General features: G+C 67.7%; 10 protein-coding genes. 6 read left to right on the plus strand and 4 right to left on the minus strand.

Going from position 1 to position 12,703, the window contains the following annotated elements:
• Positions 1-148: 148 nt before the first annotated feature.
• From K3G64_RS16960 to K3G64_RS16970, 3 genes are read left to right on the plus strand one after another with little or no spacing between them, the layout of a single operon-like run.
• A complete protein-coding gene (locus K3G64_RS16960) occupies positions 149-5,041 on the plus strand; it encodes an NAD-glutamate dehydrogenase (protein ID WP_238885965.1) in 4,893 nt (1,630 codons plus the stop codon).
• Positions 5,042-5,100: 59 nt separating this feature from the next.
• On the plus strand, positions 5,101-5,463 hold the full coding sequence (locus K3G64_RS16965) for an acyl-CoA thioesterase (protein ID WP_370647221.1): 363 nt from the start codon (positions 5,101-5,103) through the stop codon (positions 5,461-5,463).
• Complete coding sequence (locus K3G64_RS16970; protein WP_238885968.1) at positions 5,460-6,119, plus strand: hypothetical protein; 660 nt, start codon at positions 5,460-5,462, stop codon at positions 6,117-6,119. The genes K3G64_RS16965 and K3G64_RS16970 overlap by 4 nt, the downstream gene beginning before the upstream one ends.
• 23 nt (positions 6,120-6,142) lie before the next feature.
• On the opposite strand, the gene K3G64_RS16975 is transcribed toward K3G64_RS16970, so the two are convergent.
• A complete protein-coding gene (locus K3G64_RS16975) occupies positions 6,143-7,720 on the minus strand; it encodes a glycoside hydrolase family 13 protein (protein ID WP_238885969.1) in 1,578 nt (525 codons plus the stop codon).
• Entirely contained in the window at positions 7,720-8,115 is a 396-nt protein-coding gene (locus K3G64_RS16980) for a globin (RefSeq protein WP_238885970.1), read from the minus strand. Before K3G64_RS16980 ends, K3G64_RS16975 begins: the two co-directional genes overlap by 1 nt.
• A 139-nt stretch (positions 8,116-8,254) precedes the next feature.
• On the opposite strand from K3G64_RS16980, the gene K3G64_RS16985 reads away from it, so the two are divergent.
• From K3G64_RS16985 to K3G64_RS16995, 3 genes are read left to right on the plus strand one after another with little or no spacing between them, the layout of a single operon-like run.
• Positions 8,255-8,923 carry an HNH endonuclease gene (locus tag K3G64_RS16985; RefSeq protein ID WP_238885971.1) on the plus strand — a complete coding sequence of 223 codons (669 nt, stop codon included), beginning with the start codon at positions 8,255-8,257 and terminating at the stop codon, positions 8,921-8,923.
• Positions 8,924-8,949: 26 nt separating this feature from the next.
• Positions 8,950-9,231, plus strand: a complete 282-nt coding sequence (gene ctaJ / locus K3G64_RS16990) for an aa3-type cytochrome oxidase subunit CtaJ (protein ID WP_238885972.1) — start codon at positions 8,950-8,952, stop codon at positions 9,229-9,231.
• Positions 9,218-9,703: a DUF5130 domain-containing protein gene (locus K3G64_RS16995; RefSeq protein WP_238885974.1), complete on the plus strand. Its 486-nt coding sequence runs from the start codon at positions 9,218-9,220 to the stop codon at positions 9,701-9,703. The genes ctaJ and K3G64_RS16995 overlap by 14 nt, the downstream gene beginning before the upstream one ends.
• Here the strand turns inward: K3G64_RS16995 and K3G64_RS17000 are convergent.
• Together K3G64_RS17000 and pepN are read right to left on the minus strand one after the other, a co-directional pair.
• The gene (locus tag K3G64_RS17000; RefSeq protein WP_238885976.1) at positions 9,692-10,033 is read right to left on the minus strand and encodes an HNH endonuclease; all 342 of its coding nucleotides are present in this window, start codon (positions 10,031-10,033) and stop codon (positions 9,692-9,694) included. The two genes, K3G64_RS16995 and K3G64_RS17000, sit on opposite strands and share 12 nt — an antisense overlap.
• 81 nt (positions 10,034-10,114) lie before the next feature.
• Positions 10,115-12,697, minus strand: a complete 2,583-nt coding sequence (pepN, locus tag K3G64_RS17005) for an aminopeptidase N (RefSeq protein WP_238885978.1) — start codon at positions 12,695-12,697, stop codon at positions 10,115-10,117.
• Between the last annotated feature and the right edge of the window lie 6 nt (positions 12,698-12,703).

Genomic DNA, 12,703 nt, shown 5'->3' on the forward strand with positions numbered 1-12,703 from the left:
GGCGGGGTAGGAGCGCTGGGGCCGCCCCCGGCCCGAAGGGCTTGGGGGACGACTGGGGGACGATTAGTGTCGTCTCGCGGGGCACCGGAGCCGCGAGAGCGGCGACGTCCCGGACGGTGGATACGCGAGACGAAGGCAGGAGCGTCGCATGTCGGTGAATCCGGGAGCCGCCGGGGGACCACTCGGCGCCGGGGCCGGCGTGGCCGGGGCGCCGGGTCCGGTGACCACCGACGCGGAGCTCATGTCACGGCTGGGGCGCGCCTATCTCGCGACATACCGTGGACCGCACGCCGATGCGCCCGCGGACGAGTCCGCGGTGACCTCACCGGTCGACATGACCGCCCACCGGATGGTGACAGCCGAGTTGGTCGCGGCGCACCGCCGGCTCGGCCATCTCCGCGCGGTCGGCGAGACACGTGTCGCGGTGTATCCGGCCGACGACCCGGCCGGGTTCGGGCCGGCGCTGCAGATCGTCACCGACTACACCGCGATGATGATGGATTCGGTCACCGTGCTGCTGCACCGGTTCGGCGTCGCCTACACCGCGGTGATGAACCCGGTGTTCCGCGTCCACCGCGGAGCTGCGGATGAGCTGCTCGACATCGTCCCCGTCGCCGAGGCCGGCGATGCCGCCGGCGCACCGACCGAGTCGTGGGTGCATGTGCAGTTGGCGGCCACGGTGGACTCCGCCGCGATCGCACACGTCGCCCAGATGCTGCCCAGGGTGCTCGCCGACGCGCGCCAGGTGTCCCTCGACGCGAAGGCCCTGTGGTCGACACTGCGCGGGCTCGCCGAGGACGTTGACACCGACGCGGGCGGCCGGTTTCCCGGTCGTGACCGCAACGACGTCGCCGCGCTGCTGCGCTGGCTGGCCGACGGTCACTTCGTGCTGCTGGGCTATCAGCGCTGCCCGGTCCGTGACGGGCGCTCGTCGGTGGATCCGGCGAGCAAGCTCGGCGTGCTCCGGCTGCGCGACGACGTGCTGCCCCAGTTGACCGGCAACAGCGAGCTGCTCACCCTGGCACAGGCGACCCTGCCGAGCTATCTGCGCTACGGCGCCTATCCGTACATCGTCGTGGTCCGCGAGAACCACGGATCCACCGCGGTCGAGCACCGGTTCGTCGGCTTGTTCACCGTCGCGGCGATGAACGCCAATGTGCTCGAGATACCGCTGATCGCCCGCAGGGTCAACGAGGCGCTGTCGCAGTCGCAACGAGACCCGAGCCATCCCGGGCAGCTGCTGCTCGACATCATCCAAACCATTCCGCGGTCGGAGTTGTTCGCGCTGTCGGCAGCGGAGATGCTCGACATGGTCAGGGCGGTCGTCGATCTCGGTTCGCGCAGGCGGACCCTGCTGTTCCTGCGCGTCGACTCCCTGGCCTACTTCGTCTCGTGTCTGGTCTACCTGCCCCGCGACCGCTACACCACCGCGGTCCGACTCCAGATGCAGGACATCCTGGTGCGCGAACTCGGTGGCGTCAGCATCGAGTACACCGCGCGGGTCAGCGAATCGCCCTGGGCGGTCGTGCATTTCTCCGTGCGCATGCCCGAAGGGGTCAACGCCCGCGACATCGACACTTCGGTCGACAACGAGTCGCGGATCCAGGACCTGCTCACCGAAGCGGCCAGGACGTGGGGCGACCGGCTCATGGGCGCCGTCAGGACAGGCTCGATCGATCAGCCCACCGCGCAGCACTACTCGACGGCGTTCTCGGAGGCCTACAAGCAGGCCGTCACGCCGGACGACGCGATCGGCGACATCGCGATCATCGAAGAGCTGCAGGACAACTCGATCAAGCCTGTCCTCAGCGACAGCGAGGACGAGGGCATCGCGGAGCTCACTCTGTATCTGGGCGGGCAGTCGGCCTCGCTGAGCGACCTGCTGCCGATCCTGCAGTCGATGGGTGTGGTGGTGCTCGAGGAGCGGCCGTTCACGGTCGTTCGGCCCGACGGGCTGCCGGTGTTCATCTACCAGTTCAAGATCTCACCGCACAAGTCGATCGCGGCGGTGCCCGAGGACCAGCGCGATGCGACGGCGGCCCGGTTCGCCGACGCCGTCACCGCGATCTGGCGGGGCCGGGTGGAGATCGACCGATTCAACGAGCTGGTGCTGCGCGCCGGGCTGAGCTGGCAGCAGGTTGCCATCCTGCGCAGCTACGCGAAGTACCTGCGGCAGGCGGGTTTTCCTTACAGTCAGGCACACATCGAGGGTGTCGTCAACGACAACGCCAATACGGCACGTTCACTGGTCGAGCTGTTCGAGTCGCTGTTCTTCCCGTCGGCGCAGCCGGGCCAGGACACCCCGAAACGCCGCGACGCGCAGGCCGCTGCTGCAGCGGTCAGCGCCGACATCGACGCACTGGTGAGCCTCGACACCGACCGTGTGTTGCGGGCGTTCGCCTCGATGATCCAGGCCACGCTGCGCACCAACTACTTCGTCACCCGCGAGGAGTCGGCTCGGCACCAGGACGTGTTGTCGTTCAAGCTCAATCCCGGGCTGATCGACGAACTCCCGCTCCCGCGCCCGAAATTCGAGATCTTCGTGTACTCGCCGCGCGTGGAGGGCGTGCACCTGCGCTTCGGTCACGTGGCGCGCGGCGGGCTGCGCTGGTCGGACCGGCGCGAGGACTTCCGCACCGAGATCCTCGGCCTGGTCAAGGCGCAGGCGGTCAAGAACGCGGTGATCGTGCCCGTCGGCGCCAAGGGCGGGTTCGTGCTCAAACGACCGCCTTCGCCCACCGGTGACGCCGCCGCCGACCGCGACGCTCAGCGCGCCGAGGGAGTGGCGTGCTACAAGCTTTTCATCGCCGGCCTGCTCGACGTCACCGACAACGTCGACAAGGCCACCGGCGACATCGTGGCGCCACCGGATGTGGTGCGCCGCGACGGTGACGACGCCTATCTGGTGGTGGCCGCCGACAAGGGCACCGCCACGTTCTCCGACATCGCCAACGAGGTCGCCAAGTCCTACGGCTTCTGGCTCGGTGACGCGTTCGCCTCGGGCGGCTCGGTGGGCTATGACCACAAGGCGATTGGGATCACCGCCAGAGGCGCGTGGGAGGCCGTCAAGCGCCACTTCCTCGAGATGGGCGTCGACACCCAGTCCGAGGACTTCACCGTCGTCGGCGTCGGTGACATGAGCGGCGACGTGTTCGGCAACGGCATGTTGCTCTCCAAGCACATCCGCCTCCTCGCCGCGTTCGACCACCGGCATATCTTCATCGACCCCGACCCCGACGCGGCCAGATCGTGGGAGGAACGCAAGCGCCTCTTCGACCAGCCGCGGTCCAGCTGGGAAGAGTACGACACCTCGCTGATCAGTGAGGGCGGCGGCGTGTACACCCGCCAGCAGAAGTCGATACGGATCAGCAAGCAGGCCCGCGCCGCCCTGGGCATCGAGGACAGCGTCGAGGAGCTGACTCCGCCGAACCTGATCAAGGCGATCCTCAAGGCTCCGGCCGACCTGCTGTTCAACGGCGGCATCGGCACCTACATCAAAGCTGAGGCCGAATCGGACTCCGACGTCGGTGACCGTGCCAACGACCCGGTGCGCGTGAACGGAAACCAGTTGCGCGCCAAGGTGATCGGCGAGGGTGGCAATCTCGGGGTCACCCCGCTCGGACGCATCGAATTCGACCTCGCCGGCGGCCGCATCAACACCGATGCACTGGACAACTCGGCGGGCGTGGACTGCTCCGACCACGAGGTCAACATCAAGATCCTGATCGACTCGCTGGTCACGGCCGGCAAAGTGGAGGAGGGCGAACGCACCGACCTGCTGCTGTCGATGACCGACGAGGTCGGAGCGCTGGTGCTGGGGGACAACGAGGACCAGAACGACCTGATGGGCACCAGCCGCGCCAACGCCGCGAACCTGCTGCCGGTGCACGCGCGGATGATCCGGGATTTCGCCGCCGATCGCGGTCTGAACAGAGAACTCGAGGCGCTGCCCTCGGAGAAGGAGATCCGCCGCCGCACTGAGACCGGGATCGGGCTCACCTCACCGGAACTCGCCACACTGATGGCGCACGTGAAACTGGCGCTCAAGGACGATGTGCTGGCCAGCGAGTTGCCCGATCAGGAGGCGTTCGCCGCCCGGTTGCCGTGGTACTTCCCGGTCAAGTTGCGCGAGCAGTTCGCCAGCGACATCCGTTCGCACCAACTGCGTCGCGAGATCATCACCACCATGCTCGTCAACGACGTGGTCGACACCAGTGGCATCACCTACGCCTACCGGATCACCGAGGACGTCGGCGTCGGACCCCTCGACGCGGTCCGCACCTACGCCGCCACCAACGCGATCTTCCGGATCAACGACGTCTGGCGTCAGATCCGGGCCGCCAGCGAGCATGGAGTGCCGGTGGCGGCGTCGGACAGGATGACGTTGCACCTGCGCAGGCTCGTCGACAGGGCCGGGCGCTGGCTGCTCAACTACCGACCGCAGCCGCTGGCGGTGGGGGCCGAAACGAACCGGTTCGCTGCCAAAGTCGCCGACCTGACACCGCGTATGTCGGAGTGGCTGCGCGGTGACGACGAGGCGATCGTCGCCAAAGAGGTCCGCGAGTTCACCTCCCACGGCGCGCCGGAGGACCTGGCGTACACGCTGGCGACGGGGCTGTACCAGTTCAGCCTGCTCGACGTCATCGACATCGCCGACATCGTCGACCGGGAACCGGCCGAGGTTGCCGACACCTACTTCGCGTTGATGGACTATCTCAACACCGACAACCTGCTGACCGCGGTGTCCCGGCTCGAGCGTGATGACCGCTGGCATTCGCTGGCGCGGTTGGCGATTCGCGACGACATCTATGGATCGCTGCGGGCGTTGTGCTTCGATGTGCTGGCCGTCGGTGAACCGGAGGAATCCGGTGAGGAGAAGATCTCCGAGTGGGAGACGACCAACAGCTCGCGGGTGGGCCGCGCACGCCGCACTCTCAGCGACATCTACGAGAGTGGCGAGCATGACCTGGCCACCTTGTCGGTGGCGGCTCGCCAGATCCGCAGCATGACGCGAACGAGTGGGACGGGAAGCTCGCGGTGAGCAGGGGCGGGACGAACGGCTTTGTTGCTCCGGTGCATGTCCGATGGTCCGACATCGACATGTACCAGCACATCAATCACGCCACCATGGTGACGATTCTCGAGGAGGCTCGCATCCCGTTCCTGCGGGAGCCGTTCGAGTCGGTGATCGAGGAGATCGGTCTGCTGATCCACGAAGTCAATATCCTGTACAAAGGTCAATTGCGACTGCGTGATTCGCCGTTGCAGGTGACCATGTGGTCCAAGCGGGTGCGCGCCGTCGACTTCACGATCGGCTACGAGGTGCGTTCGGTCCGGCGCGAGCCGGACTCGCGGCCGTCGGTGATCGCCGAGACGCAGTTGGCTGCCGTGCACATCAAGGAGCGACGGCTGCAGCGGCTTTCCGAGCAACAGCGTGAGTATCTGCTGCGCTGGGCGCGATGACGCAGTCCGAGCGCGGCGTCTGGCTCACTGATGCCGCCCACCGCGACGACCTCGCGACGTTCACCGAGCGTGCGTTGCGCCTCGACGACGCCGCGGTCATCCGGCTGCGTCAGCGACCGGGCAGGGTTATAAGCGCATGGGTGGCAACGGGATTCGACGTGTTGGCCAGTCGGGTGATCGGCGGGCGGGTCAACCCGCCCGACCTGACCGCCGGGGCGGATGCGCTGGCGGCGGGATTGGCGGCGATGGACGGCGCCGGGCGCGTCGAGCCGGGATTCACGATGGATTCGGCGTGGCGCGGCGCGCTGCCGCCGGAGTCCGGCTTCGTGCACCTCGACGACGTGCCCGCCCGCGTCTTGCTCGACCTTGCCGATCGTGGTGCCGTGCTGGCCAGGCAACACTCCAGCAGTCACGGACCGCCCGCGTCGCTGCTGGACTCCGAAGTCGTCGCGGTCAGTTCCGGTGACGACAGTGTCGGCATCCCCATGCGATGCGTGTTCGCCTTGACGGCAATGGGTTTCCTGCCGGCATCGGGTGACGCGGTGGCCGACGACGAGATCGTGCGGGTGCGCGTGGTGCCGGCGTGGCTGCGCGTCGACGCCCGCTTCGGTTCGGTGTACCGCCGGCGCGGCGCCCCCGCGGTGGTGCTGCGCTGACACTTTCCCGCGGTCGCGGGGGGCTAAATCAGCCAGGCGGCGGTGTCGGGCGGCAGTGCGCCGTCGACCGACGGGCCGCTGGTGAACAGCACCTCACCCTCCGGCAGTGGTATCGGCTCGGCTCCGGCGTTCAACACGCACACCAGCCCGCCGCTGCGATGAAACACCAGGCTGTCGACGGGGGAGTCCAGCCACTCCACCGTCGAGCCGTCGAACTCGACTCGGCTGCGGCGCAGCTCGATGGCCCGCCGGAAGAACGAAAGGGTCGACCCGGGATCCGCGCGCTGATTCTCGACCGTCAACTGCGCCCACTGCGGCGGCATCGGCAACCAGGTTCGACGATTGACGGAGAAGCCGAACGGTGGCGTCTCGCCCTCCCAGGGCATCGGTATCCGGCTGGCGTCGCGCCCGCGTCGGGTGCGCCCGGAGCGTTCCCACACCGGATCGCGCAGCGCCTCGTCGGGCAGCTCGACGTTCGGCAGCCCGAGCTCCTCACCGTTGTAGATGAACACCGCCCCGGGCAGCGCCAGCATCACCAGGGCCATCGCCCGGGCGCGGGCCAGACCGACCGCGCCGCCGCCGTAGCGTGTCGGCACGCGGTCGACGTCGTGGTTGGCCAGCGTCCACGTCGGCACGGCGTCGACGAGGTGCGCTGCGCGCAGGGAGTTGTCGATCGCGTGGTGGATCTCGGAGGCGTCGTAGGGAGCGCGCAACAGCCGGAAGTTGAAACCGAGATGCAGCTCGTCGGGGCGCACGTAGCGGGAGAACTGCTCGTTGTCGTAGACCCACACCTCGCCGATTGCCACCGAGTCGGGATAGTCGTCGAACACCCGGCGGATGCGGCGATGAAGCTCGTGGACACCGTCGTTGTTGAACCGCGGGTCCTCGTCCGACTCCGACAACAGCATTTCGCGCTGGACGATATTCATGTCGGGCAGTCCGGGCGGCTTGACCATGCCGTGCGCGACATCGATGCGGAACCCGTCGATGCCGCGGTCGAGCCAGAACCGCAGGGTCTCCTCCAGGTCGTCGAACACCTCGGGGTTGTCCCAGTTGAGGTCGGGTTGCTCGGCGTCGAACAGATGCAGGTACCACTGGCCTGGGTGGCCGTCGGCCTCGACGATCCTCGTCCACGCCGGTCCGCCGAAGATCGACACCCAATTGTTGGGCGGATGGATGCCGTCGGGTCCGGTGCCGTCGCGGAAGATGTAGCGCTCGCGTTGATCGCTGCCGGGACTCGATGCCAACGCCGCCTGGAACCAGGGGTGGGCCGAACTGGTGTGGTTGGGCACCAGATCCATCGTCACCTTCATGCCCAACCGGTGCGCGGCCTCGGTCAACCGGTCCAGCGCCGCCATGCCACCGAACAACGGGTCGACGTCGCGCGGGTCGGCCACGTCATAACCGTTGTCGGCCATCGGCGACACCATCACGGGATTCAGCCAGATCGCGTCGACGCCGAGATCCCTGAGGTGATCCAGGCGCGCGGTCACGCCGTCGAGGTCGCCGACGCCGTCGCCGTCGCTGTCGCGGAACGACCGGGGATACACCTGGTAGAACAGCGCACTGGACCACCATGGTGCGGAATCGGGTGGAGTCATCAGAAGGGCGAGTTCACCATCGAATGCGCGGCCATCTCCAGGTAGGCCAACAGTTCTCTGCGGTGCTCGTCGTCGAGCGTGTTCGAGTCTATCTCCGCCACCGCAGTGTGCATGCAGCGCAGCCACGCGTCGCGCTCGAGGTAGCCGATGCGGAACGGGGCGTGTCGCATCCGTAGCCGCGGGTGGCCGCGCTGATCGGAGTAGGTACGCGGGCCGCCCCAGTACTGCTCGAGGAACATGAGCAGTCGCACCTCCGCGGCATCGAGGTCTTCGTCGGGGTAGAGCGGACGCAGGATCTCGTCATCGCGCACCAGTTCGTAGAACCGCGACACGATCGCGCGAAACGTCTCGTGGCCACCGACTTCGTCGTAGAACGACCGCTGTGGCTGTGTCACGTCACCATTGTTGCTTGTCGCTGGATTGGCCAGGTCAGCCGGGCAGGTCACCCGGAGTTCACCGGACTGACCTGCGAACACGCTGAGAATTGTCGTGCGGTTGACGAAAATTCATGGTGAACTGTCGTGCGGAGGACGTATGGCGCATCGCAAGAAAGGCCCGTCCAAGAGGGCCGGCCACTTCAACCACGGTGCATCGGCCGCCCGGTCCGGGCCGGTTGTACCGAGTGCGCACACTCGCGTCCTGCACAGCGTCGAGACCCATCCGCCGAGTACCAACGACGGCTCATTCTGGGGCCGTCGGCGCGTGCTGCTGCTGAACTCCACCTATGAACCGTTGACCGCTCTGCCCATGCGGCGGGCGGTCATCATGCTGATGTGCGGAAAAGCCGACGTCGTGCACGAAGATCCCGGTGGCCCGGTGATCCACTCGGCGACCCGCTCAATCGTCGTGCCGACGGTGATCCGGTTGCGCACCTACGTCCGGGTGCCTTACCGCGCCCGGATCCCGATGACCAGGGCGGCGCTGATGCACCGCGACCGGTTCCGCTGCGCGTACTGCGGCGCCAAGGCCGACACCGTCGACCATGTGGTGCCGCGCAGTCGCGGGGGTGACCACTCGTGGGAGAACTGCGTCGCGGCCTGTTCGGGGTGCAACCACCGCAAGGCTGACCGGCTGCTCGGGGAACTGGGCTGGACGCTGCGTACGGTGCCGGTCCCGCCGAAGGGTCAGCATTGGCGGCTGTTGTCGAGTGTGAAGGAACTGGACCCGGCGTGGGTGCGATACCTGGGTGAAGGCGCGGCCTGACCGGCCCTGGTATACGGTTTTCTTTCGTGAGCACCGCACTGACACATGCGCTATTGATTCTGGTGCCGCTGGGATTGACGCTCGTGCTCGTCGCGCTGATCTGGCGCAGCAAGGGCTCGCACCCGGCGACCTACAAGATCTCCGACCCCTGGAAGCACGCCCCGATCCTGTGGGCCGCCGACGAACCCGGCGAGGAACACGCCACCGGACACAGCTATGCGGCCGACTCCGCGGCCGGCACCGGCAACGTGGGCGAGCACGGCTCGCACCCGGTAACGATTGGAGGCGGCGCCAGTGGCAAGTGGTGAAGTCGCAGTAACCGGCCACCGGGCCGCGGTCGAGCGCGCCGACCTTCCGCGGGGCTTCGTCGTCACGTCGAGTGGCCGCGTGTCGGGTGTCACCGAGCCCGGCACGCTGTCGGTCGACTATCCGTTCCCGGTCAAGGACCTCGTATTCCTCGACGACGCGTTGAAGTACGGCTCGCGGGCGGCCAAGGCCCGCTTCGCCGTATACATCGGTGACCTCGGCGCGGACACCGCCGCGACCGCGCGCCAGACCCTGGCGCAGGTGCCCACGCCGAACAACGCCGTGCTGCTGGCGGTTTCGCCCGACCAGCGTGCGATCGAGGTGGTCTACGGCGTGGACGTCAAGGGCCGCGGCATCGAGGAGTCCGCGCCGTTGGGCGTCTCGGCGGCCGCCGCGTCGTTCAAGGACGGCAACCTGATGGACGGATTGATCAGCGCCATCCGGGTGCTGAGCGCAGGCGTCTCACGGCCCTAGGCCGGCGCGGATCTCGACATAGCGTTCGAGAAACCGCCGCTCGTCGAGGCGCTTGCGACGCATCCAGCCGGTCACCTCGTCGTTGCACTTGCTGGTGTTGCAGGAAGCGCAGGCCGGCACGACGTTGTCGACGGTGTAGCGTCCGCCACGACTTATCGCCATGACGCAGTCGCGTTGCAGCGGCCGGTCCGTCGCGCCGCAGTAGGCGCAGCCGTTCCATGCCGCCTTGATGGTCTCCCACTCGACGGCGGTCAGGTCGTTGTCGACGGCGTCGAGCCGACGCTTGCGTCTGCGGGCAGCCCTGGCCCGACGTGTCCTGCTGACCGCCACGCCACGAGCATGCCGCGCGAGCGTGCACAAACTGCTGCTACCGAGCGGCGTGTCGAGAACAGACACGCACGTTCGCGCTGATTACGAGACGTCGAAGGTGCGGGCGCGCAGGGCACGTTCGACCCCGGCGCGGCCCTCGAGCACCAGGCGGCGCAGCGGCGGCGGCACGTCCGGGTCGGCGAGAAACGCGTCGGCGGAATCCAGACCCGCCTGGCTGATGTCCCATGCCGGGTACAGGCCGATCACCACGGTCTGCGCGACCTCGCTGGACCGTCGTTGCCACACACCGGAGATCGCCGTGAAGTAGGCGTCCCGGAACGGTTGGAGCAGCTCTCGCTGCCCCGGTCGCACGAACCCGCCGATGATCGACCGCGCGGTGATGTTGGCCAGCGTGTCGTCCTCGATGACCTGTTGCCAGGCCGCGTCTTTGACCGCCGGCTGCGGCCGGGCAGCCGCCGCCGCCGCCGCGTGGCGGCGGCCCGCAGCGGTCGGATCGCGCTGTGCCTCGGCGTCTATGAACGGCGTCGGGATGCCGTCGGCGTCGACGACACCCGAGGCGGCCAGCGCGGTCACGATGCGCCACCGCAGGTCGGTGTCGACCACCAGTCCCGCCAATCCCTGGGCGCCGGGATCGCCGTCGAGCAGACCCCCCAAGACGTCGGTGTGCCTACCCGCCAACACCGATCCGCACAGCGCGTTGACGTAGGCCAGCTGATGATCCGAGCCGCTGTCGGCGCCGCGCGCCAACTCCAACAACCGGTCGGTGAACGCGGGCCAGCCCTCGGCGTCGGCCCACCCCGGATCGGCGTATGACGTCAACGCGGTCTGCGCCTGCAACAGCAGTCGCTGCAGCACTCCGACCTCGGTTTCACCGTGCACGCCGGCCGATACCAGCGAAACGAAGTCACGGGCCTTCAACTCGGCCTCGCGGGTCATCTCCCACGCCGCGGACCAGGCCAGCGTGCGGGGCAGCGGCTCAGCGATGTCGGCGACGCGGGTCAACAATGTCTGCAGCGACTCCGGATCCAGCCGCAGCGAACAGTATGTCAGGTCGTCGTCATTGACCAGGATGAGCTTTCCGCGGGAAACCCCGTGCAGCGCGGGCACTTCGGTGACGTCTCCCTCGACGTCGAGCTCCTCTCGGTGGACCCGCACCAACTTGCCGCCGTCGTCGTCGTAGACACCGACCGCCAGTCGGTGCACCCGTGTCTCGCCTGCGCCGGGCGCAGCGCCGCTCTGGCGGATCGCGAACCGGGTGAACCGGCCGTCGGCGTCGAGATCGAACTCCGGTCGCAGCGTGTTCAGCCCGGTGGTCTTGAGCCACTGCCTGCCCCAGCCGGACAGGTCGCGGCCCGACGCTTTCTCCAGCGCGCCCAGCAGATCTCCGAACGTGGCGTTGGCGAAGGCATGGTCGCGGAAGTAGTCCCGCAGCCCGGACAGGAACTCCTCGAGCCCGACGTAGGCGACCAGTTGCTTGAGCACCGAAGCGCCCTTGGCGTAGGTGATCCCGTCGAAGTTCACCTCGACGGCGTCCAGGTCGGGGATGTCGGCGGCCACCGGGTGCGTCGACGGTAACTGATCCTGCCGGTAGGCCCACGACTTCTCGACGTTGGCGAACGTCGTCCACGCTTCGCTGTACTCGGTCGCCTCGGCCTGGCACAGCACCGAGGCGAAGGTGGCGAAGGACTCGTTGAGCCACAAGTCGTCCCACCAGGCCATGGTGACCAGGTCACCGAACCACATGTGCGCCATCTCGTGCAGCACCGTCTCAGCGCGACGCTCGTACGACGCACGGGTGACCTTGCTGCGGAAGACGTAGTCTTCGAGGAACGTCACGGCGCCCGCGTTCTCCATCGCTCCGGCGTTGAACTCCGGGACGAACAGCTGGTCGTACTTTCCGAACGCGTACGGCACGCCGAAGTTGTTGTGGTAGAATCCGAATCCCTGTTTCGTCTCGGTGAAAAGCCGCGCCGCGTCCATGAACTCCGCCAGCGACTTGCGGCAGAACAGGCCGAGCGGGATGTCGCCGTGGTCATCGCTGTAGACGTCGTCCCAGCGTGCGTACGGGCCGGCGATCAGCGCCACCAGGTAGGTGCTCATGCGCGGCGTGGCCGCGAAGGTGTGGCGCTTGGCCCGACCCTCGTCGGACACGTCGACCGTTGCACCGTTGGACACCACCTCCCAGTGCGACGGCGCGGTGACGGTGATGTCGAACGCGGCCTTGAGGTCGGGTTGGTCGAAGCACGCGAACATCCGCTTGGCGTCGGCGGTTTCGAATTGCGAGTACAGATACACCTCGCCGTCGACGGGATCCACGAAGCGGTGCAGGCCCTCGCCGGTGTTGGAATAGCGGCAGTCGGCCTCCACGACGACGATGTTGTGCCCCGACAGTCCGGTCAGCGCGATGCCGGTGGACTCGTCGTAGCCGGAAACGTCGAGGGCATGGCCGTTGAGGGTGGCGCTGTGGACTGTTTCGGCCGCGATGTCGATGTAGGTGTCGGCCCCGGCGAGGGCGTCGAACTCGACGGTGGTGACGGACCGGAACGTCCGCTCGCCGGGCCGGCCTGCACCGTCGGTGAGGTCCAGGGCGATGCGGTAGCTGTCGACGGTGACGAGCGCGGCCCGTTCGACGGCCTGGTCACGGGTGAGGTTGGGAAGTGCCACGCACCC

It is taken from the genome of Mycobacterium sp. IDR2000157661 (assembly GCF_022317005.1).
Taxonomy (GTDB): domain Bacteria; phylum Actinomycetota; class Actinomycetes; order Mycobacteriales; family Mycobacteriaceae; genus Mycobacterium.

Coding starts and splice junctions, on each gene's coding strand:
- K3G64_RS16970 (WP_238885968.1), top strand. CDS start 5,460: ATGACGCAGTCCGAGCGCGGCGTCTGGCTCACTGATGCCGCCCACCGC.
- K3G64_RS16965 (WP_370647221.1), top strand. CDS start 5,101: ATGTACCAGCACATCAATCACGCCACCATGGTGACGATTCTCGAGGAG.
- K3G64_RS16960 (WP_238885965.1), top strand. CDS start 149: ATGTCGGTGAATCCGGGAGCCGCCGGGGGACCACTCGGCGCCGGGGCC.
- K3G64_RS16975 (WP_238885969.1), bottom strand. CDS start 7,720: ATGACTCCACCCGATTCCGCACCATGGTGGTCCAGTGCGCTGTTCTAC.
- K3G64_RS16985 (WP_238885971.1), top strand. CDS start 8,255: ATGGCGCATCGCAAGAAAGGCCCGTCCAAGAGGGCCGGCCACTTCAAC.